Origin of the sequence: Streptomyces sp. ALI-76-A (genome assembly GCF_030287445.1) — a bacterium.
In the GTDB taxonomy this organism is placed as follows: domain Bacteria; phylum Actinomycetota; class Actinomycetes; order Streptomycetales; family Streptomycetaceae; genus Streptomyces.
This window is the reverse complement of record NZ_JASVWB010000002.1, coordinates 3274608-3295688: the sequence shown is the minus strand read 5'-3', so window position 1 is coordinate 3295688 and position 21081 is coordinate 3274608. Positions and strand designations below refer to the sequence as shown.

15 protein-coding genes are annotated in these 21081 nt (G+C 72.0%); 11 read left to right on the top strand and 4 right to left on the bottom strand.

The window, feature by feature from the left end; all coding sequences use genetic code 11:
- The first annotated feature begins 146 nt into the window (after positions 1 to 146).
- From QQS16_RS43960 to QQS16_RS15725, 7 genes are all read left to right on the top strand, one after another.
- Entirely contained in the window at positions 147 to 275 is a 129-nt protein-coding gene (locus QQS16_RS43960) for a hypothetical protein (RefSeq protein ID WP_502963794.1), read from the top strand.
- Positions 276 to 454: 179 nt separating this feature from the next.
- Positions 455 to 1087, top strand: a complete 633-nt coding sequence (locus tag QQS16_RS43955; protein ID WP_502963793.1) for a ComEA family DNA-binding protein — start codon at positions 455 to 457, stop codon at positions 1085 to 1087.
- Positions 1084 to 3660 carry a ComEC/Rec2 family competence protein gene (locus QQS16_RS15745; protein WP_502963792.1) on the top strand — a complete coding sequence of 859 codons (2577 nt, stop codon included), beginning with the start codon at positions 1084 to 1086 and terminating at the stop codon, positions 3658 to 3660. The genes QQS16_RS43955 and QQS16_RS15745 overlap by 4 nt, the downstream gene beginning before the upstream one ends.
- A 4-nt stretch (positions 3661 to 3664) precedes the next feature.
- Entirely contained in the window at positions 3665 to 4639 is a 975-nt protein-coding gene (locus tag QQS16_RS15740; protein WP_286062324.1) for an arylamine N-acetyltransferase family protein, read from the top strand.
- A complete protein-coding gene (locus tag QQS16_RS15735; RefSeq protein WP_286062323.1) occupies positions 4632 to 4877 on the top strand; it encodes a hypothetical protein in 246 nt (81 codons plus the stop codon). Before QQS16_RS15740 ends, QQS16_RS15735 begins: the two co-directional genes overlap by 8 nt.
- A gap of 89 nt (positions 4878 to 4966) precedes the next feature.
- Positions 4967 to 5956: a DNA polymerase III subunit delta gene (gene holA, locus QQS16_RS15730; RefSeq protein WP_286062321.1), complete on the top strand. Its 990-nt coding sequence runs from the start codon at positions 4967 to 4969 to the stop codon at positions 5954 to 5956.
- Between the two features lie 219 nt (positions 5957 to 6175).
- Positions 6176 to 6571 (top strand): nuclear transport factor 2 family protein, encoded by a 396-nt coding sequence (locus QQS16_RS15725; protein WP_286062320.1) that lies wholly within the window; start codon positions 6176 to 6178, stop codon positions 6569 to 6571.
- A gap of 327 nt (positions 6572 to 6898) precedes the next feature.
- Here QQS16_RS15725 and rpsT read toward each other — a convergent pair whose 3' ends face one another.
- On the bottom strand, positions 6899 to 7165 hold the full coding sequence (gene rpsT, locus QQS16_RS15720; protein ID WP_053750780.1) for a 30S ribosomal protein S20: 267 nt from the start codon (positions 7163 to 7165) through the stop codon (positions 6899 to 6901).
- Between the two features lie 246 nt (positions 7166 to 7411).
- Here rpsT and lepA point away from each other — a divergent pair, with 246 nt between their 5' ends.
- Both lepA and QQS16_RS15710 read left to right on the top strand, forming a co-directional pair.
- Complete coding sequence (gene lepA / locus QQS16_RS15715; RefSeq protein WP_286062318.1) at positions 7412 to 9280, top strand: translation elongation factor 4; 1869 nt, start codon at positions 7412 to 7414, stop codon at positions 9278 to 9280.
- Positions 9281 to 9630: 350 nt separating this feature from the next.
- Positions 9631 to 11505: an AMP-dependent synthetase/ligase gene (locus QQS16_RS15710; protein WP_286062317.1), complete on the top strand. Its 1875-nt coding sequence runs from the start codon at positions 9631 to 9633 to the stop codon at positions 11503 to 11505.
- 31 nt (positions 11506 to 11536) lie between these two features.
- Here QQS16_RS15710 and QQS16_RS15705 read toward each other — a convergent pair whose 3' ends face one another.
- Positions 11537 to 15667 carry a HAMP domain-containing protein gene (locus QQS16_RS15705; protein WP_286062316.1) on the bottom strand — a complete coding sequence of 1377 codons (4131 nt, stop codon included), beginning with the start codon at positions 15665 to 15667 and terminating at the stop codon, positions 11537 to 11539.
- Between the two features lie 102 nt (positions 15668 to 15769).
- Between QQS16_RS15705 and QQS16_RS15700 the strand changes: the two genes are divergently transcribed.
- The gene (locus QQS16_RS15700) at positions 15770 to 18058 is read left to right on the top strand and encodes a SpoIIE family protein phosphatase (protein ID WP_286062314.1); all 2289 of its coding nucleotides are present in this window, start codon (positions 15770 to 15772) and stop codon (positions 18056 to 18058) included.
- A gap of 63 nt (positions 18059 to 18121) precedes the next feature.
- Positions 18122 to 19354 carry a radical SAM family heme chaperone HemW gene (gene hemW, locus QQS16_RS15695; protein ID WP_286062313.1) on the top strand — a complete coding sequence of 411 codons (1233 nt, stop codon included), beginning with the start codon at positions 18122 to 18124 and terminating at the stop codon, positions 19352 to 19354.
- A gap of 134 nt (positions 19355 to 19488) precedes the next feature.
- Here the strand turns inward: hemW and QQS16_RS15690 are convergent, their stop codons facing one another.
- Both QQS16_RS15690 and QQS16_RS15685 read right to left on the bottom strand, forming a co-directional pair.
- Positions 19489 to 20295 (bottom strand): DUF3097 domain-containing protein, encoded by an 807-nt coding sequence (locus tag QQS16_RS15690; RefSeq protein WP_286062312.1) that lies wholly within the window; start codon positions 20293 to 20295, stop codon positions 19489 to 19491.
- Positions 20296 to 20329: 34 nt separating this feature from the next.
- A complete protein-coding gene (locus QQS16_RS15685) occupies positions 20330 to 21058 on the bottom strand; it encodes an MBL fold metallo-hydrolase (protein WP_286062311.1) in 729 nt (242 codons plus the stop codon).
- Positions 21059 to 21081 lie beyond the last annotated feature (23 nt).

Here is a 21081-nt window from a genome sequence, read left to right as displayed (position 1 = left end):
TCACCCGCCCGCGCGGGAACGCGCCGTACGGCACCGGCAGTCCTCTGCCGAGGAACTCCGCCGCAGGGCGGAGGCGCTGTTCGCCGAACGCCCGGGGAAGGGGCCGGAGTTGGGGAAGGGGCCGCCGTGTGGTGGGGCGGGGCGGGTTGCCGAGGGCCATTTCGCTGGTGCTGGTGCTGGTGGTGCAGGTGCTGCGGGCGCTGGCGGTGATGTCGGGGCGTGTGCTGCGGCTGCCGTGGACGCACTGGACGTCGGTGCGGGCGCTGGTCCGGTAGCCGGTCCGGAGGACGGTGCGGATGTCCGGCCGGGCGTCGGTCCGGGCGTCGGTCCGGTCGCCGGAGTGGGCTCCCGGGTGGACTCGGCGGGGGGAGGTCGGCGGGTACCGGTCGGACTGGCTCTGCGAGAGCGGATGCCGGTCTGGTTGCAGACGCGGTGCGGGCTGGAGCGACGGGGTGTGCTGGCGCTGACCGTCCTGCTCGTCGTCGCCGCGGCCTTCGCCGTACAGCACTTCTGGGTCGGCCGGACCGAAGCGGTGCGGGCACCCGAGGTGGTGCGGGCGGTTCAGTCCTACGGAGCGGAGGAGCCCACCGAGGGGGAGGCGTCCGCTGCGCCGGCCGGTGCGCCGAGCGCCGTGGGGACGGCGGCGCCCGAGATCGTCGTGGATGTCGGCGGCAAGGTGCGCGAGCCGGGGATCCATCGTCTCCCGGCCGGTTCACGGGTCGCTGACGCCTTGCGCGCGGCCGGTGGGGTGAAGCCCGGGGCGAGCACCGACGGCCTGAACCGTGCCCGTTTCCTGGTGGACGGGGAGCAGGTGATCGTCGGAGGCCCGGGCGCCCCCTCGGGACAGGGGTCGGGCGGAGGTCCGGCCGGCACCGTGTCGGGAGCGGCACCGGCGGCTCCCGTCTCCCTCACCACGGCCACGCTGGAGCAACTCGACACCCTGCCCGGCGTCGGCCCGGTACTGGCCCAGCACATCGTCGACTACCGCACCCAGCACGGCGGCTTCCGCTCGGTGGACCAGCTGCGCGAGGTCAACGGCATCGGTGACCGCCGCTTCGCCGACCTGCGGAACCTCGTACGGCCATGAGGGCGGGGACGAGGCACACCCCCGAGGTGCCGTCCGAACACGAGGCCACCCGCTCCCGCGCCCGCGTCCACGCGAGCTCCGGCAAACGGCTGGGAGCCGCCCATCCACGGCAGGAAGGTCCCACGGACCTGCGACTCGTACCGCCCGCACTGGCGGCCTGGGCGACGGCCGCGCTGACACTGAACGCTCCGCCGGAGTGGGTCACGGGTCTCGCGGCCGGCTGCCTCGCCGCGGCCGGGGTCCTCCTCGTGACCACCCGGGTGCGTGCTCGCCCCGCGGGGGTCACCTGGGCGCGGGTCTCCGTGGCCGCCGTGCTGCTGTGTGTCGCGGCGGCCGCCGTCTCCGCCGGGCTGCACGGAGCCGACCTGCGGCGAGGTCCGGTGCCCGCGTTGGCGCGGCAGTACGCCACCGTGACCGCGGAGGTGGAGGTCACCTCCGACCCCCGGCTCACCCGGCCCCGGATCACCGGCAACGACGCGGCTCCGACGTCCGTGCTGATCAACGCCGACGTACGACGCGTCGAGACACCCGACGGCACGGCGGTGGCGACGCGTACCCCGGTGCTGTTGTTCGTCGACGCGGCCGCCCGAGGGACCGGCCGGCCCGTCGCCGAGGGACCAAGGCGTTCACCCTGGCTCGGGCTGCTGCCGTCCACGCGACTGCGGGTCACCGCTCGGCTGGCGCCCGCGATGGCGGGCGGCGACCGGGTCGCGGCCGTGTTGCGGGTGCGGGGCCGGGCGGCTCCGGAGGTGGTCGGGGAACCGTCGGCACCTCAGCGGTTCGCGGGTCGGTTGCGAGCCGGGCTGCGGGTGGCCACGGACGACCTGCCGGCGGACGCGCGGGCGCTGTTGCCTGGGCTGGTCGTCGGGGACACGGCACGGATCACGCCGGAGCTGGACGAGGCCTTCAAGGAGACCGACCTCGCGCACACGCTCGCCGTCTCCGGGAGCAACCTCACGATCATCCTGGCCCTGCTCGTCGGACCGCCCGGGCTGGCCCAGCACGTCGAGCGCCGGGGCTTCGCCCCTCGCCTCGGGCTGTCCCTGCGGACGACCGCGCTGTTCGGCGGGGCGCTCACGCTCGGGTTCGTCGTCGTGTGCCGGCCGGACCCGAGTGTGCTGCGGGCCGCGGCCTGCGGAGCCGTCGCCCTGCTCGCGCTCGCGACCGGGCGCCGCAGATCACTGATCCCGGCGCTGGCGACGGCGGTCCTGCTGCTGGTGCTGTACGACCCGTGGCTGGCCCGGAGTTACGGCTTCCTGCTGTCCGTGCTGGCCACCGGCGCCCTGCTCACGCTCGCGCCCCGCTGGAGTACGGCGTTGCGGCGCCGCCGGGTGCCGCCGCGGTTGGCCGAGGCGCTGGCGGCGGCGGCCGCCGCACAGGCCCTGTGCGCGCCCGTCGTGGCCGTACTGTCGGCGCGGGTGAGCCTGGTGGCGGTGCCGTGCAACCTGCTCGTGGAGTTCGCGGTCGCGCCCGCCACGGTGCTGGGCTTCGCCGCGCTGGCGACGGCACCGCTGGCGATGCCGGTGGCCAAGGCACTGGCCTGGTGCGGGAGTTGGCCGACGGAGTGGATCGCGGAGATCGCCCGGACCGGGGCGGCACTGCCCGGCGCCGGAATGGACTGGCCGGACACCTGGACGGGGGCGGCGCTGCTCCTGCTCGTCACGGTGGTCGTGCTGCTCGTCGGCCGACGGCTGCTGGGGCACCCCTGGCTGTGCGGGGCGTGCGGGCTGCTGTTGGTCCTGGTGGTGGCGCAGCCACCCCCGTTGACCAGGGTGATCACCGGCTGGCCACCGCCGGCCTGGCGGCTGGCGATGTGCGACGTGGGACAGGGGGACGCGACGGTGCTCGCGGCGGGCGAGGGCACCGGGGTGGTCGTGGACGCCGGACCGGATCCGACGCTGGTCGACCACTGTCTGCGCGCGCTGGGCATCACCAGGATCCCGTTGGTCGTGCTGACCCACTTCCACGCCGACCACGTGGCGGGGCTGCCCGGAGTGCTGCGGGGGCGCTCGGTGGGAGCGATCGAGACGACGGGCTACGAAGAGCCGGTGGACCAGGCCGAGTTCGTACGGAGGGAGGCGGCGGCCCGGCGGATTCCGGTGACCCGTGCCGTGGCCGGGGAGCGGCGGCGCACCGGGGAGTTGTCCTGGGACGTGCTGTGGCCGCCCCCGAGTCCGGCACCGGAGCCGGAGGGACCGAACGACGCGAGCGTCACCCTGCTGGTCCGGTCGGCGGGCCTGCGGTTCCTGTTGTTGGGCGATCTGGAACCCCCGGCACAGCAGGCACTGGTGCGGTCACCGGCGGGCGCGGCGGTGACCGGGGTGGATGTGCTCAAGGTGGCCCACCACGGATCGGCCTACCAGGACCCGGAACTCGTACGCCGGGTGGCCCCGCGGCTGGCGTTGATCTCCTGCGGCGCCGACAACCCGTACGGTCACCCGGCTCCCAGCACGGTCGCGGCGCTGCGGGCCGGGGGCGCGACGGTGCTGCGGACCGACCGGGACGGGGCGCTCGCGGTCGCCGGCCGTGGTGACGGGACCGGCGGCACAACGCTCAGGGTGGCGCGAGACTGAGGCCATGGACTCCGCACTGATCGATGCCTACCTCCGGCGCCTGGGATACGAGCGGCCGCCGGGACCCACCGGCGCCACCCTCGACGTACTGCGCGAGCTGCAACTGCGCCATCTGCGGACCGTGCCCTTCGAGAACCTGGCGGTCCACCTGGGCGAGGAGATCGTGCTGGAGGAGGAACGGCTGCTGGACAAGGTCGTGGGCGCGAGGAGAGGAGGCTTCTGTTACGAGCTGAACGGCGCGTTCGGGGCCTTGCTCGGCGCTCTCGGCTTCGACGTCACGCTGCTCGCGGCGCGGGTGTACGCGGACGAGGGGCGGCTCGGGATCCCGTACGACCATCTCGCGCTGCGGGTGCGGACGGTGGACGCGGGGGTCTGGCTGGCAGACGTCGGGTTCGGGGCGCACAGCCACTGGCCGCTGGCGTTCGAGGCGCGGGGGGAGCAGAGGGATCCCGTCGGGACGTTCCGGATCGTCGAGGCGGGGCCGGATGCGGCCGGGAGGCGGGGAGGGGGCGGGGGTGGGGATGGGGGATCGGACAAGGAAACACAGGAAACAACGCAGCAGGAAGCCGCGGAGGCGGAGAGGGACACGGCGGACAGCGGGACGGTGGATGTGGGGGAATTGGTGGATGTGGGGGATCCGGGCGCCGCGGATCTCGACGTGCTCATGGACGGGAGGGCCCAGTACCGGCTGGAGACGCGGCCCCGGGTGCTCGGTGACTTCGTGGCCGGGGCCTGGTGGCACAGCACCTCGCCGGCCTCCCACTTCACGCAGTCGCTGGTCTGCTCCCGGGTGACCGAGGACGGGGGACGGATCACGCTCAGCGGGCGCACCTTCAAGGTGACGGGTGCCGACGGGACGCGGGAGGAGCGGGAGATCGGCACGGACGAGGAGGTGCTGGCGGTGTACCGGGAGCGGTTCGGTATCGCGCTCGACGAAGTGCCCACGGTGCGCGGTGCCGGACAATGGCGGCGTGAGTGATGTGAGACATGTGCTGGTGCTGCCCGACCGGGATGCCGCGGAGGAGGTGGCCGTGGCGCTCGGGGAGCGGTTCGGCGTGGCCGAGGAGCCGCGGCTGGTGCGGGACGCGTTGGCGGGTGAGGACGACGCCGAGGACGCGCAGTGGCTCGTGGTGCTGCGGGACGAGGACGGACGGCTGGACGCGGGGGAGCTGGACGCGTTCGCGGGGGAGTGGGACGGGTGGCGTGAGGAGCCGTAGCCCTTGCCGGGGCGGGTGAGGTGGGCCGGGAGCCGGACCTCGCCGAGCGGCGGGAACCGTTGTCGGTGGTCCGTGCCATGCTTGACCCGATGGCCAGGAAAACTGCTGATGACGACCCTCTCGCCCCGGTGACGCTCGCCGTGGGCCAGGAGGACCTCCTGCTCGACCGTGCCGTGCGGGAGGTGGTGGTCGCCGCGAGGGCCGCCGACGCCGACACGGACGTACGTGACCTGACCCCGGACCAGTTGCAGCCCGGGACGCTCGCGGAGCTGACCAGCCCGTCGCTCTTCGCGGAGCGGAAGGTCGTCGTCGTACGCAACGCGCAGGATCTCTCGGCCGACACGGTCAAGGACGTGAAGGCGTATCTCGGGGCGCCCGCCGAGGAGATCACCCTCGTGCTGCTGCACGCGGGCGGAGCCAAGGGCAAGGGCCTGCTGGACGCCGCGCGCAAGGCGGGGGCGCGGGAGGTGGCGTGCCCGAAGATGACGAAGCCGGCGGACCGGCTGGCGTTCGTGCGGGGTGAGTTCCGGGCGGCCGGGCGGTCCGCCACCCCGGAGGCCTGCCAGGCGCTGGTGGACTCCATCAGCAGCGAACTGCGGGAGCTGGCGTCCGCCGTGTCCCAGCTGATGGCCGATGTCGAGGGGACCATCGACGAGGCGGTCGTCGGGCGGTACTACACCGGACGGGCCGAGGCGTCGAGCTTCACGGTCGCCGACCGGGCGGTCGAGGGGCGGGCCGCGGAGGCGCTGGAGGCACTCCGTTGGTCGCTGGCGACCGGCGTGGCCCCGGTGCTGATCACGAGCGCGCTGGCGCAGGGTGTGCGGGCGATCGGGAAGCTGTCGTCGGCACGTGGCGGCCGGCCGGCCGATCTCGCGCGGGAGCTCGGGATGCCGCCGTGGAAGATCGACCGGGTACGTCAGCAGATGCGGGGCTGGACGCCGGACGGTGTCGCCTTCGCGCTCCAGGCGGTCGCCGAGGCGGACGCGGGAGTGAAGGGCGGCGGGGACGACCCCGAGTACGCCCTGGAGAAAGCGGTCGTCGCCATCGCGCGGGCGGCGCGGTCCCGGGGGCGCGGGTAGCCGCGGGCGGGCTGCCACCGGCTCCCCCTGACCCGCGTCTCCACTCCCGGCTCCCGAGCCTCCCGGCTCCCGAGGCCCCGCTCCCGCGTCCCTCTCCCCGGCCCGCTGCGCCAAGTCCCCCGCCTGCCGACTCGCCCCGCCCGCGACACGGAGGAGAAACGGAGGAGAATCGGACGTAGCAGCCGGACATCGCCGAAACAACGAGAGGTGGCGGTCGGCATGGCTGAGCACCCGCACGCAGCACTCGTCCGCAGGGGATACGAGGCCTTCACGCAGGGCGACATGGACACCATGCGTGGGCTGATGGCGGCGGACGCCACGCACCACACGCCCGGAAGCCACCCGCTGTCGGGCGACTTCAAGGGGCAGGACGCGGTCATCGACATGTACGGCCGGCTCTTCGAGGAGACGGCGGGGACCCTGCGGGTCGAGCTGCGCAGCGTCCTCGTCGACGACCGGGGGCACGCGGTCGCCGTGCACCGGTTCTCGGCCGAGCGGGGCGGCAAGCGCATCGAGGAGAACGCCTGCATCGTCTTCCGGATCGTCGGAGACAAGATCACCGACCTCGACGAGTGCATCGAGGACATCGACATGGCCAACGACTTCTGGTCGTGACCCCGCCCGGGCCGGGATGGTCGTGACCCCGCCCGGTCCGGATGGTCGTGACCCCGCCCGGGGCCGCCCCACCGGGGCCGGCACGCCCCTACCGGAACCGCCCCGCCCTCTCCCGGTCCGCCCCGTGCAGACCGAAGGCCCCGGTCCCCGCCCTGGGAAGGGACGGGGCACCGGGGCCTCGGTTCACGCTGGTGAGCCCGTACCCGCGTGGCGAACGCAGGCCGCGTACAGGCTCGGGATGCCGGTCGGGAGCGGAGGAGAGAGGGCCCGCTCTGTTCTTTCCGGCGAGTCGGATCCCGGAGGATCCGGTCAGATCAAGAGAAGGGTTCAGCCCTTGAGGGTCGCGACCTTCGAAGCAAGCGCCGACTTCTTGTTGGCGGCCTGGTTCTTGTGGATGACGCCCTTGGAGACGGCCTTGTCGAGCTGACGCGCGGCAGCGCGCTGGTACTCGGTGGCCTTCTCGACGTCACCCGCGGCAGCGGCCTCGCGGGCCTTGCGGATCGCGGTCTTCAGGGAGGACTTGACGGCCTTGTTGCGCAGCCGGGCCTTCTCGTTGGTCTTGATCCGCTTGATCTGGGACTTGATGTTCGCCACGAATGAGCCTCTACAGGTTCAGGAACGCGAGAACGAGGACCGTTTGCGGTCCGTCTCACGCGCCGGTGATTTCTTGATGACGTGCCTCGTGCTGAGAGGGCACGAGACACAGCCCCTCACAGTACCAGCGGGCCCGCGAGTGGCCCAAACCGGTCGCACAGGCCCGCCCGTGGGACCATGGAGGCTACGTATCGATCCGACCCGAGACCGCAGACACTGCGGACGCCTCAAGAATCAGGACCCTGCGTGCCCGCGATCCCTAGCCATGTGCCCGAGCCGAGCCGTACCACCCCGGCTCTGATCCGCAACTTCTGCATCATCGCGCACATCGACCACGGCAAGTCCACGCTCGCCGACCGGATGCTCCAGCTGACCGGTGTGGTGGAGCAGCGGCAGATGCGTGCTCAGTACCTCGACCGCATGGACATCGAGCGTGAGCGCGGAATCACGATCAAGTCGCAGGCCGTGCGTCTGCCGTGGGCTCCCACCCACGACAAGAGCAACACGCACATCCTCAACATGATCGACACCCCGGGGCACGTCGACTTCACCTACGAGGTCTCGCGGTCGCTCGCGGCCTGCGAGGGCACCGTGCTCCTCGTCGACGCCGCCCAGGGCATCGAGGCCCAGACCCTCGCCAACCTCTACCTGGCGATGGAGAACGACCTCAAGATCATCCCGGTACTGAACAAGATCGACCTGCCGGCCGCCCAGCCGGAGAAGTTCTCCGAGGAGCTCGCCAACCTCATCGGCTGCGACCCCGACGACGTGCTCAAGGTCTCGGCGAAGACCGGCATCGGCGTGGACGCGCTGCTGGACCGGGTCGTCCGGGACGTCCCGGCCCCGGTCGGTGTCGCGGACGCCCCCGCCCGCGCGATGATCTTCGACTCGGTCTACGACTCCTACCGGGGCGTGGTCACCTACGTCCGTGTCATCGACGGGCAGCTCAACAAGCGCGAGCGCATCAAGATGATGTCGACCGGCGCCACCCACGAGCTTCTGGAGATCGGTGTCTCCTCGCCCGAGATGACGCCGGCCGACGGCATCGGCGTCGGCGAGGTGGGCTACATCATCACCGGCGTGAAGGACGTCCGTCAGTCCAAGGTCGGTGACACCATCACCAGCAAGGACAAGGGCGCCACCGAGGCCCTCGGCGGGTACAAGGACCCCAAGCCGATGGTGTTCTCCGGCCTCTATCCGCTGGACGGCTCGGACTACCCGGACCTGCGCGAGGCGCTGGACAAGCTCCAGCTCAACGACGCCGCCCTGGTCTACGAGCCGGAGACCTCCGCGGCGCTCGGCTTCGGCTTCCGCGTCGGCTTCCTCGGCCTGCTGCACCTCGACGTCATCCGTGAGCGCCTGGAGCGCGAGTTCAACCTCGAACTCATCGCCACCGCGCCCAACGTGGTCTACCGCGTGATCATGGAGGACGGGAAGGAGCACACGGTCACCAACCCGAGCGAGTTCCCCGAGGGCAAGATCGACAAGGTCTTCGAGCCGGTCGTCCGGGCCACGATCCTCGCGCCGAGCGAGTTCATCGGTTCGATCATGGAGCTGTGCCAGACCCGCCGCGGCACCCTCCTCGGCATGGACTACCTCTCCGAGGACCGCGTCGAGATCCGCTACACGCTCCCTCTCGCCGAGATCGTCTTCGACTTCTTCGACCAGCTGAAGTCCAAGACCCGCGGGTACGCCTCGCTGGACTACGAGCCCACCGGCGAGCAGGACGCCCAGCTGGTGAAGGTCGACATCCTGCTGCACGGCGACCGGGTCGACGCCTTCTCCGCCGTCACCCACAAGGACGCGGCGTACGCGTACGGCGTACGGCTCGTCGCCAAGCTGCGCGAGCTGATCCCGCGCCAGGCCTTCGAGATCCCCATCCAGGCCGCCATCGGCTCCCGGGTGATCGCCCGCGAGACCATCCGCGCCATCCGCAAGGACGTCCTCGCCAAGTGCTACGGCGGTGACATCTCCCGCAAGCGGAAGCTGCTGGAGAAGCAGAAGGAGGGCAAGAAGCGGATGAAGATGGTGGGTTCCGTGGAGGTTCCCCAGGAGGCCTTCATCGCCGTCCTGAGCAGCGACGAGAACGCGGGTTCCGGCAAGGGCAAGAAGTAGCCGTCCTTTTACCGCGAAATGAGGGGCCTGCCGCGTGTCTGCGCGGCGGGCCCCTACGCGTGCGTAGCGTCGCTCTCTGTGGAAAGTGACAGGCCGCCGCCTCTTACGCACCGGCCGGTCGCGCTCTACCCTGATCTCTGCTCGGTGGTTACTCGTGAGTTAAACAACGGCCCGCGAGTGGCACCGGCCGCATGAGCCGTACGCGGTCACCCCACGTACTGCCCCATAGGCACCCCACAGCCCCACAGCTCCATACGCACCGCCAGCCCCACTGCCTGATACGCACCGCCCAGCCCCAATGACCCAGCCGCACTGAGCCAGCCGCACTGTCGCGGGCCCCGGAGGATGTCGTGAGCGACACACAGACCTTGATCGAGAACCGTCCGCCGAGCGTGGCGACCCTCTTCCTGGAGCGCGTGGCGGCCACACCGGATGCCGAGGCATACCGCTACCCCGTACCGTCCGCCTCCGGGCAGGGCCCCGAGGAATGGAAGTCGCTCAGCTGGGCGCAGGCCGCCGAGCGGGTCTACGCCATCGCCGCGGGCCTGATCGAGCTGGGCGTGCGGCCCGAGCAGCGCGTCGCGCTCTCCAGCTCCACCCGGATCGACTGGATCCTGGCCGACCTCGGCATCATGTGCGCCGGCGCCGCCACCACCACGGTCTACCCGCAGACCAACGCGGAGGAGTCCGCGTTCATCCTCTCCGACTCCGAGAGCCGGGTGCTGATCGCCGAGGACGCCGCCCAGCTCGCCAAGGCGGTCGAGAAGCGGGCCGAGCTGCCCGACCTCACCCACGTGATCGTGATCGACTCGGCCGGCGTGGAGACCGCCGACTGGATCCTCACCCTCGACGAGCTGGAGAGGCGCGGCGCCGCCCGTCTGGAGAAGGAAGCCGACCTGATCAAGGAGCGGGTCGGCGCGATCACCAAGGACCAGCTCGCCACCCTCATCTACACCTCCGGCACCACCGGCCGCCCCAAGGGTGTGCGGCTGCCGCACGACAACTGGGCGTACATGGCGAAGGCGATCGCCGCGACCGGCCTGGTCAGTGGCGACGACGTGCAGTACCTCTGGCTGCCTCTCGCGCACGTGTTCGGCAAGGTGCTGACCTCCGGACAGATCGCGGTCGGACACGTCACCGCCGTCGACGGCCGCGTCGACAAGATCATCGAGAACCTGCCGGTCGTCCAGCCGACGTACATGGCGGCCGTGCCGCGCATCTTCGAGAAGGTCTACAACGGGGTCGCGGCGAAGGCGCGGGCGGGCGGCGGCGCCAAGTACAAGATCTTCAAGTGGGCGGCGGAGGTCGCCCGCGAGTACGCCAAGGCCAGCCAGGACAACTTCCGGCGTACCGGCACGGCGTCCGCGCCCTTCGGGCTGAGCGCCAAGCACAAGGTCGCCGACGCGCTCGTCTACTCCAAGATCCGCGAGGCCTTCGGCGGCAACCTGCGCGCGTGCGTCTCCGGCAGCGCGGCGCTCGCGCCGGAGATCGGCTACTTCTTCTCCGGTGCCGGCATCCACATCCTGGAGGGCTACGGGCTGACCGAGTCCTCCGCGGCCTCCTTCGTGAACCCCGGCGAGGCCTACCGCACCGGCACGGTCGGCAAGCCGCTGCCCGGCACGGAGGTGCGGATCGCCGACGACGGCGAGATCCTGCTGCGCGGCCCGGGCATCATGGAGGGCTACCACGGGCTGCCCGAGAAGACCGCCGAGGTGCTGGAGGCGGACGGCTGGTTCCACACCGGGGACATCGGCGAGCTGTCGCCCGACGGCTATCTGCGGATCACCGACCGCAAGAAGGACCTCATCAAGACGTCCGGCGGCAAGTACATCGCGCCCGCCGAGGTCGAGGGGCAGTTCAAGGCGGTGTGCCCGTACGTGTCCAACATCCTCGTGCACGGGGCCGACCGGAACTTCTGCACGGCGCTCATCGCCCTCGACGAGCTGTCCATCCAGCAGTGGGCCAAGGACAACGGGCTGGAGGGGAAGCCGTACGCGGAGATCGTCGCGGCGCCCGCCACGGTCGCGATGGTCGAGGAGTACGTCAAGCAGCTCAACGAGGGCTTGCAGCGGTGGCAGACGATCAAGAAGTTCCGGCTGCTGCCGAGGGATCTCGACGTGGAGCACGGGGAGATCACACCGAGCCTGAAGCTGAAGCGGCCGGTCGTGGAGCGGGAGTACAAGCACCTCATCGACGACATGTACGCCGGGACGCGCGAGGCGTAGGGAGGGGCGCGGGGCTGTTCGCCGGCCTCATTCAGTCGTCCGTGAACGGCACCGCGGCCTCCTCGGCACCGGCGCGTCCGTCCCGCTCCCCGCTCTCGGGGTCCAGGAGCGCGCAGACGACGGTCAGCAGCTGGTCGACGTCCACCGGCTTCGGTACGTAGTCGTTGGCGCCCCGCGCGATGGACTTCTCGCGGTCTCCCGGCATCGCCTTCGCGGTGAGCGCGACGATGGGCAGGCCCGTCCAGCGGGGGGTGCGGCGGATGGCGGCGATGGTCTCGTATCCGTCCATCTCCGGCATCATGATGTCCATCAGGACGAGTTCGACATCCGGGTTGCGTTCCAGCGTCTCGACGCCCTCGCGGCCGTTCTCGGCGTACAGGACCGGCATGCCGACCCGGCCCAGGACATGGGTGAGGGCGAAGACGTTGCGGATGTCGTCGTCGACGATCAGCACCCGTCGCCCGGACAGGACATGACCCGCGCGGCCCGCCTTCCACGCCTCCAGCTTGGTCGGCGCGGGCCAGGAGTCGTCCGGGTCGTGGGCGGCGGGGAACGGCTCGGCCGACAGGTCGTCCGGCGCCGGCAGCGGGCGGTCCTCGGCTGTCGGACCGGTCGCCGGGTGGCCGGGGCTGACGACCGGGACGTACAGCGTGAAGGTGGACCCCCGGCCGGGCTCGCTCTCGGCGACGATCCGGCCGCCCAGCAGGCCCGCGATCTCGCGGCTGATGGACAGGCCCAGTCCGGTGCCGCCGTACTTGCGGTTGGTGGTGCCGTCGGCCTGCTGGAACGCCTCGAAGATCACCGGGAGTTTCTCGGGGGCGATTCCGATGCCGGTGTCGGAGACCGCGAAGGCGACCACGTCGTCACTGTCGCGGACGTAGTGGTGCTCGGGGTCCTTTACGCGGTTCACCCGCAGTTCGACCCGGCCCGACGCGGTGAACTTGATCGCGTTGGAGAGCAGGTTGCGCAGGATCTGCTGGAGCCGCTGCTCGTCCGAGTACATCTCGCGCGGCACGTCCTCGCCGACCGCCACCTCGAAGGCGAGCCCCCGGTCGATGGTGAGGGGCCGGAAGGTGGCGTGGACGTAGTCGAGCAGCTTGATCAGGGGCAGCCTCTTCGGGCGTACGTCCATCCGGCCCGCCTCGATCTTCGACAGGTCCAGGATGTCGTTGATCAGCTGGAGGAGGTCCGAGCCCGAGCGGTGGATCGTCGACGCGAACTGGACCTCCTGGTCGGAGAGACGGCCGTCGGGGTTGTCCGAGAGCAGCCTCGCCAGGATCAGCAGCGAGTTCAGCGGGGTGCGCAGCTCGTGCGACATGTTCGCCAGGAACTCCGACTTGTACTGGGAGGAGGTGGCCAGCAGGGCCGCCTTCTCCTCCAGTTCGGCGTTCGAGCGCTGCAACTCGGCCTGCTGCTTCTGGAGTTCGTCCGAGCGTTCCTGGAGCTGCATGGCCAGGCGCTGCGACTCGCCGAGCAGGGACTCGGTGCGGGAGTTGGCGATGATGGTGTTGATGGCGACACCGATGGTGTTCACGAACTGGTCGAAGAAGGCCAGGTGCACGTCGGAGAAGCGGGAGAAGGACGCCAGCTCGATCACGCCGAGGAGCTTGTCCTCGAAGAGGATCGGGATGATGACGACGCTCGCCGGGGCCGCCTCGCCGAGACCGCTGTTGATCTTGATGTAGTCCGGCGGGGCCTCCTCCACCAGGATCCGCTTCTTCTCGCGCGCGGCCTGGCGGACGAGACCGTGCACCGGCATGCTGCCGGTGTCGACGGTCGCGCTCTGCGCCGAGCCGTACCCGGCGATGAACGCGAGCCCCTTCACCGGAACGGCCGTGTGCACAGAGGTGCCGTCCTCGTCCGGGTCGGCCAGGAAGAACGCGCCGTACTGGGCGTTCACCAGCGGGGTCAGCTCGCGCAGGATCAGGTCGGCGACCTCCATCAGGTCCCGGTGGCCCTGCATCAGCGCGGCCAGGCGGGCCAGGTTGGACTCCAGCCAGTCCTTCGCGCGGGTCGTCTCGCGGAGGTTGGCCACCATCAGGTTGATGTTGTCCTTCAGCTCGGTGACCTCGCCCTGCGTCTCCACGGTGATCGAGCGGGACATGTCGCCCTGGGCCACGGCGGAGGCGACCTCGGCGATCGCGCGGACCTGGGTGGTCAGGTTGAGCGCGAGCTCGTTCACGTTCGTCGTGAGGCGCTTCCAGGTGCCGTAGACGCCCTCCACCCGTGCCTGGCCGCCGAGCCGGCCCTCGGAGCCCACCTCGCGGGCCACGCGGGTGACCTCGGAGGAGAAGGAGGACAGGGTGTCGACCATCGTGTTGATGGTGGTCTTCAGCTCCAGGATCTCGCCGCGCGCGTCCACGTCGATCTTCTTCGACAGGTCGCCCTGGGCCACGGCCGTCGCCACCTGGGCGATGTTGCGGACCTGCGAAGTGAGGTTGTCCGCCATGTAGTTGACGTTGTCGGTCAGGTCACGCCAGACGCCGGAGACACCCAGCACCTGGGCCCGGCCGCCGAGCCGGCCGTCGGTGCCGACCTCGCGGGCCACGCGGGTCACCTCGTCGGCGAAGGCGCGCAGCTGCTCCACCATCGTGTTGACGGTGTCCTTCAGCTCCAGGATCTCGCCGCGCGCGTCGACCGTGATCTTCTTGGACAGGTCGCCGTTGGCGACGGCGGTGGTGACCTGGGCGATGTTGCGCACCTGTGAGGTCAGGTTCAGCGCCATGAAGTTGACGTTGTCGGTGAGGTCCTTCCAGACTCCGGAGACGCCTCTGACCTGGGCCTGACCGCCGAGGTTTCCTTCGGTGCCGACCTCGCGGGCGACGCGGGTGACCTCGTCGGCGAAGGCGGAGAGCTGGTCGACCATCGTGTTGATCGTGGACTTCAGCTCCAGGATTTCGCCCTTCGCCTCCACCGTGATCTTCTTGCCGAGGTCGCCCTGGGCCACGGCGGTGGAGACGAGCGCGATGTTGCGGACCTGGGAGGTCAGGTTGTCCGCCATGAAGTTGACGTTGTCGGTGAGGTCCTTCCAGACCCCGGAGACGCCTCTCACCTGGGCCCGGCCGCCGAGGTTTCCTTCGGTGCCGACCTCGCGGGCGACGCGGGTGACCTCGTCGGCGAAGGCGGAGAGCTGGTCGACCATCGTGTTGATCGTGGACTTCAGCTCCAGGATCTCGCCCTGGGCGTCCACGGTGATCTTCTGGGACAGGTCGCCGTTGGCGACGGCGGTGGTGACCTGGGCGATGTTGCGGACCTGGGAGGTCAGGTTCGACGCCATGAAGTTGACGTTGTCGGTCAGGTCCTTCCAGACCCCGCTGACACCCCGCACCTGCGCCCGGCCGCCCAGCCGGCCCTCCGTGCCGACCTCGCGGGCGACCCGGGTGACCTCGTCGGCGAACGCGGACAACTGGTCCACCATCGTGTTCACGGTCAGCTTCAGTTCGAGCAGTTCACCGGTCGCCTCGACCGTGACGGTGCGGGTCAGGTCGCCGCGCGCCACCGCCGTGGTCACCAGGGCGATGTCGCGGACCTGGGCGGTCAGCCGGGACGCCATCGTGTTGACCGCCTCGGTGACATCGCGCCAACTTCCGGACAGGCGCTGCACCTTCGCCCGCCCGCCGAGCCGGCCCTCGGTGCCGACCTCGCGGGCGACCCGGGTGACCTCGCCGGTGAACAGGGAGAGCTGGTCGACCATCTTGTTCACGGCCCGGCCCAGCCGCCGCAGGTCCCCGCGCAGCTGCCTGCTGCCGTCGTGCAGGTCGACCCGCTGGGTCAGGTCGCCACCGGCCACCGCGTCCAGGACGCGGGTCGCGTTCGCCACCGGGGCCACCAGGGCGTCGAGCACCTGGTTGACGTCGTCGACCCGGGAGGTCCAGGCGCCCTGGCCGGGGCTGGCAGAGAAGCGTTCGTCGAGCCGGCCGTGCCGGACCAGCTCCCGCTTCACGCGCCGCGCTTCCGTGTTGAAGTGCGTGCTGCGGTCCATGATCTGGTTGAAGACGGCGGTCAGTTCCGCCACCAGGCCGTGCCCCGACTCCGGCACCTTGGAGAAGTCACCGTCCCGGGCCGCGGTCATCGCGGCGAGCAGGGGACGGAGATCGGATGCTCGAATCCGGCCATCTTCGTGTCCGCCTTCGAGCACGGGCGTAGCACTGTTCTCACTCATGGCAGCCCACTTCGGTAACTCGGCGCTTATGGGCGGGGCCAGTCTGTCACTCTGTCGGCATCGACTGAGGCGTATTCGTCCCAACCGCTCGGGGAGCTGTAGATGGGGGTCATTCCGACGCAACGGGAGACCGTGTCCCGCACCTCCGACGCGCCTGCGCCCGGGGACACGCCTCCGTGGGCCGAGGAACACCCGCCCACCGAGGGGCCTGTGCAGACCAACGCGCCCGCGCCCGCCGGGGCGTGCCCGGCCACGGACGAGCCGTCGCACGCGGGGGCGTACACGGCCGCGGGTGAGCCGTCCCCCGCGGGGGCGTTTCCGGCCACGGAACAGCTGCCGCCCGCCGGGGCGTACCGCGCCCCCGGAAGGCCCGCGTCCGCGGAAGCGGAGGCGGCTCCGACGTACGGTGAGCCCCGGCCCGCGCCCCCGGAAGCGGCTCCGGAACCGGCTTCGGAAGCCACTTCCGCACCTGCTTCGGCCCCCGGGACGCCCCCGCCGCTCCTGTCTCCGACGGCGGAACCGGCTCCGGCCACCGAGGCGCCCCCGCGTGCCGAGACGCACGCCACTCTCTCCGGTGGTCCGCTCGCGCCGAGCGCCGCCCGCGCGCTGTTACGCGCCGCGCTCGCCGAGTGGGCCGAGCGCGGGCTGCCCGGGACCGAGCACCTCGGCGACCGGCTGGCCGGGGACGCCGTGCTGGTCGTCAGCGAACTGGTCACCAACGCCGTCGTGCACGCGGGCACCGACGTCGAGGTGGGCTGCCGGCTGGAGGCGGAGACGGGCGCCCTCGTCGTCGAGGTGCTGGACCGGCACCCTTCGCGCGCCCCGCGCGACGGCGCCGCCGAACCGGTCACCGAGATCCCGGAGTACGGGCGCGGGCTGCGGCTGGTCGCCGTGCTCGCCGAGTCCTGGGGCATCACCTACCGCACGGGTGCCAAGACGGTGTGGGCGCGGCTGCCCGCGCACGCCACCCCGGCCGCCGACGGACGCGCGGCGTACACCGGGCAGAGCGGACTGGAGCGCGGCCTGCGCGTCGCCGCGATACTCGCCCCCGAGCCGCAGCGCACCGAGCAGGAACGGGACTGGCTCGGCCGTGGCGCCCTCTCCTTCCTCGCCGAGGCCTCCGACCTGCTCGCCGGTCAGCTCGACGAGAACCTGGTGGCCGCCCTCGCCGGACAGCTGATCGTGCCGCGGCTGGCCGACTGGTGCGCGGTGTGGCTGGAGGACGAGGTCACCGGCCGGACCGGCCGCGTCGGCTGGGCGGGCGACGGCACCTCGGGCGCCGGCCCGCAGCCGGCCCGGGTGTGGCACGCCAGCGAGAACCGGACCGAGGACCTGCGCCGGGCCCTGGAGAAGGAGCCGCCGCACCCGCCGGAGCCGGCCCGCTGCGGACCCGCGCCCTTTCCGTGGCCCGGCGAGGCGCTGGGCCCGGACGGCTCCGCGCTCGCCTACCGCCTGGTGGCCGGCGGACGCCCGCTCGGCACCCTGGTCATCGGCCGGGCCGGGCTGCTGCGCTTCCCCGACGAGATCACCGGGCTCGTCGAGGACCTCAGCCGCCGGGTGGCCCTCGCCATCGGCGCGGCCCGCCAGTACGCCCGGCAGGCCACCATCAGCGCCGTACTGCAACGCGGACTGCTGCCCGGCGCGGTCGCCGAGATACCCGGGGTGCGCAGCGCCCTGGTGTACGAGCCGTGCGACAAGGGCGGGCCCAGCGGCGACTTCTACGACCTCTTCCCGGCCGGTGACGGACGCTGGTGCTTCGCCGTCGGCGACGTCCAGGGCAAGGGGCCCGAGGCCGCCGTGGTGATCGGCCTGGCCCGGCCCTGGCTGCGGCTGCTGGCCCGCGAGGGCTACCGCGTCGCCGACGTCCTGGACCGGCTCAACCAGCTGCTCCTCGACGACGCGACGGAGGCGGCGGACGCGGCGGCCCGCGCGCTGGTCTCCGCGGGCGGCCGGCCGGCGGGCCCCGGCGACGGCCCGCAGACCCGCTTCCTGTCCCTCCTCTACGGCGAACTGGCCCCCTTCGACGGCGGCGTGCGCTGCACCCTCGCCTCCGCCGGGCATCCGCTGCCGCTGATCCTCGGCGCGGGCGGTGAGGTCCGTACGGCGGCGCACCCGCAGACCCTCCTCGGGGTCATCGAGGACGCCACGTACACCAGCGAGACCTTCGAGCTGCGGTCCGGCGACAGCCTGCTGTGCGTGACGGACGGGGTGACCGAGCGGCGCAGCGGCTCACGGCAGTTCGACGACGAGGACGGCCTCGCGGAGGCGCTGGCCGGCTGCACGGGGCTCGACGCGGACCTGATCGCCGAGCGCATCAAGCGGCTGGTGCACGAGTTCGGGGCACGGCCGCCGGAGGACGACCTCGCGCTGCTGGTCCTCCAGGCGGAGTAGGGCTCCCCGCGGGCGCGGGGCCGGCGCAGTAGGGCTCCCCGCGGGTGCGGGACAATGGGGGACATGCCTTCCGCACTCCCCGACGGTGAGCCCGTACCCGACGACGGCGCCCTGCCCGCGTCCGCGCTCGCCGGGGCGGCCGACCGTCCCCTCGGGTTCTATCTGCACGTCCCGTACTGCGCGACCCGCTGCGGCTACTGCGACTTCAACACCTACACGGCGACCGAGCTGCGGGGCACCGGCGGTGTCCTCGCCTCCCGCGACAACTACGCGGACACCCTGGTCGACGAGATCCGCCTCGCCCGCAAGGTCCTCGGCGACGATCCGCGCGAGGTCCGCACGGTCTTCGTGGGCGGCGGCACGCCCACGCTGCTGGGCGCGGGGGACCTCGTCCGGATGCTGGGCGCGATCCGTGACGAGTTCGGGCTCGCGGCCGACGCGGAGGTCACCACGGAGGCGAACCCGGAGTCGGTGGATCCGGCGTATCTCGCGGTGCTGCGGCAGGGCGGCTTCAACCGGGTCTCCTTCGGCATGCAGAGCGCCAAGCAGCATGTGCTCAAGGTCCTGGACCGCACGCACACCCCGGGGCGCCCCCAGGCGTGCGTCGCGGAGGCCCGCGCGGCCGGCTTCGAGCATGTGAACCTTGACCTGATCTACGGCACGCCCGGTGAGTCCGACGACGACTGGCGGGCCTCGCTGGAGGCGGCCCTCGGCGCCGGTCCCGACCACGTCTCCGCGTACGCGCTGATCGTCGAGGAGGGGACACAGCTCGCGCGGCGGATCCGCCGGGGCGAGGTCCCGATGACCGACGACGACGTGCACGCGGACCGGTACCTGATCGCCGAGGAGATGCTCTCGGGGGCCGGGTTCGACTGGTACGAGGTGTCCAACTGGGCCACGTCCGACGCCGGCCGCTGCCTGCACAACGAGCTGTACTGGCGGGGCGCCGACTGGTGGGGCGCCGGGCCGGGCGCCCACAGCCATGTGGGCGGGGTGCGCTGGTGGAACGTGAAGCATCCCGGGGCGTACGCGGCTGCGCTGGCGGCGGGTCGGTCGCCGGGGGCCGGGCGGGAACTGCTGTCGGAGGAGGACCGGCGGGTGGAGCGGATCCTGCTGGAGCTGCGGTTGCGGGAGGGGGTGCCGTTGGGGCTGCTGCGGGCGGAAGGGCTTGCCGCTTCGCGGCGGGCGCTGACGCAGGGGCTGCTTCAGGCGGCGCCCTACGAAGAGGGGCGTGCCGCGCTCACCCTGCGGGGCCGCCTGCTCGCGGACGCGGTCGTCCGGGACCTGGTCGACTGAGGGTTGCCTCTCGCCCCCGCCGCCCTTACCCGTCCCGTCCTTTCGGGGCTCCGCCCCGGACCCCGCTCCTCGAACGCCGGAGGGGCTGGATTCGGCCCGTCCGGCGTTCGAGGACGAGGCCGTTCAGGCGGCCCTCACTCCGGTGCCGTGACGAAGTCGATCAGTTCCTCGACCCTGCCCAGCAGCTCCGGCTCCAGGTCCCGGTACGAACCCACCCGCTTCAGGATCGCCTGCCACACCGCCCCCGTGTTCTCCGGCCAGCCCAGTGCCCGGCACACGCCCGTCTTCCAGTCCTGGCCGCGCGGAACGCGGGGCCACGCCTCGATGCCCAGGGCGGACGGCTTCACCGCCTCCCAGATGTCGATGTACGGATGGCCGACGACCAGCGCGTACTCGCTGGTCACCGACGCGGCGATGCGGGACTCCTTGCTGCCGGGCACCAGGTGGTCCACCAGGACGCCGAGGCGGGCGTCCGGGCCGGGGGCGAAGTCCTCCACGATGGACGGGAGGTCGTCGACGCCCTCCAGGTACTCCACGACCACGCCCTCGACCCGCAGGTCGTCGCCCCACACCTTCTCCACCAGCTCGGCGTCGTGCCGGCCCTCGACGTAGATCCGCCCGGCCCGGGCCACCCGCGCGCGTGCGCCGGGCACCGCGACCGAACCGGAGGCCGTACGGGAGGGACGCGCCGCGACCGTCGACGGCGGCCGGACCAGGGTCACCGTGCGGCCCTCCAGGAGGAAGCCGCGCGGCTCCATCGGGAACACCCGGTGCTTGCCGAAGCGGTCCTCCAGGGTGACCGTGCCCGCCTCGCAGCGGATCACCGCGCCGCAGAAACCCGATCCCGCCTCCTCGACCACCAGGCCGGGCTCCGCCGGAACCTCCGGTACGGGCCGGGGCTTCTTCCACGGCGGGTTCAGGTCCGGAGAATACTGGCGCATTCGCATGACGATAGGAGAAGCGGCCGGTGAGTTTTCACGACACGCCGAAGCGCTCCGCCAGCGCGTCCCGCTGGGCCCGCACGAACCGCGCGTCCACCACCGCTCCGTGACCGGGCACGTACAGCGCGTCCTCGCCGCCCAGGTCCAGCAGCCGGTCGAGGGCGGCGGGCCAGTGCGACGGGACGGCGTCCGGGCCCGCCTGGGGCTCGCCGGACTCCTCGACCAGGTCGCCGCAGAACACCACCTCCGGTGCGCCCGGTACGAGGATCGCGAGGTCGTGGGCGGTGTGGCCCGGGCCCACGTTCGCCAGCAGGACCTGCCGGCCGTCGCCCAGGTCGAGGGTCCACTCGCCGGAGACCCGGTGCGGGGGCACCACCAGGGCGTCGACCGCCTCGTCCGCCAGGGGGGCCGTCAGGCCGTTGCGCACGGCGTCGGCGCGCAGCTCCTCACGGGCACGGCGCCCCTCGAACACCGTGTCGATGCCCACGGCGCCGAACACCTCGGCCCCCGCGAACGCCCCAGCGCCGAGGACGTGGTCGAAGTGGGGGTGGGTGAACGCGAGATGGGTCACACGGTGACCGGCGAGTTCCTCCGCCCGCGCCCGCAGCCGCGCGCCCTCCCGGAGGCTGGACCCGGCATCGATCAGCAGGGCCGTACCCGCGCCGACGACCAGCCCCGCCGTGCAGTCCCAGCCGGGAAGACGGCACCGCCCGACCCCGGCCGCCAGCCGCTCCCATCCCAGCTCTTCCCAAGTCACCCTCATACCGCGACGCTAGCGGTGACCGG

Coding starts and splice junctions, on each gene's coding strand:
- holA (WP_286062321.1), top strand. CDS start 4,967: ATGGCCAGGAAAACTGCTGATGACGACCCTCTCGCCCCGGTGACGCTC.
- QQS16_RS15705 (WP_286062316.1), bottom strand. CDS start 15,667: ATGAGTGAGAACAGTGCTACGCCCGTGCTCGAAGGCGGACACGAAGAT.
- QQS16_RS15745 (WP_502963792.1), top strand. CDS start 1,084: ATGAGGGCGGGGACGAGGCACACCCCCGAGGTGCCGTCCGAACACGAG.
- QQS16_RS15690 (WP_286062312.1), bottom strand. CDS start 20,295: ATGCGCCAGTATTCTCCGGACCTGAACCCGCCGTGGAAGAAGCCCCGG.
- QQS16_RS15725 (WP_286062320.1), top strand. CDS start 6,176: ATGGCTGAGCACCCGCACGCAGCACTCGTCCGCAGGGGATACGAGGCC.
- QQS16_RS15740 (WP_286062324.1), top strand. CDS start 3,665: ATGGACTCCGCACTGATCGATGCCTACCTCCGGCGCCTGGGATACGAG.
- QQS16_RS15700 (WP_286062314.1), top strand. CDS start 15,770: ATGGGGGTCATTCCGACGCAACGGGAGACCGTGTCCCGCACCTCCGAC.
- QQS16_RS15685 (WP_286062311.1), bottom strand. CDS start 21,058: ATGAGGGTGACTTGGGAAGAGCTGGGATGGGAGCGGCTGGCGGCCGGG.
- hemW (WP_286062313.1), top strand. CDS start 18,122: ATGCCTTCCGCACTCCCCGACGGTGAGCCCGTACCCGACGACGGCGCC.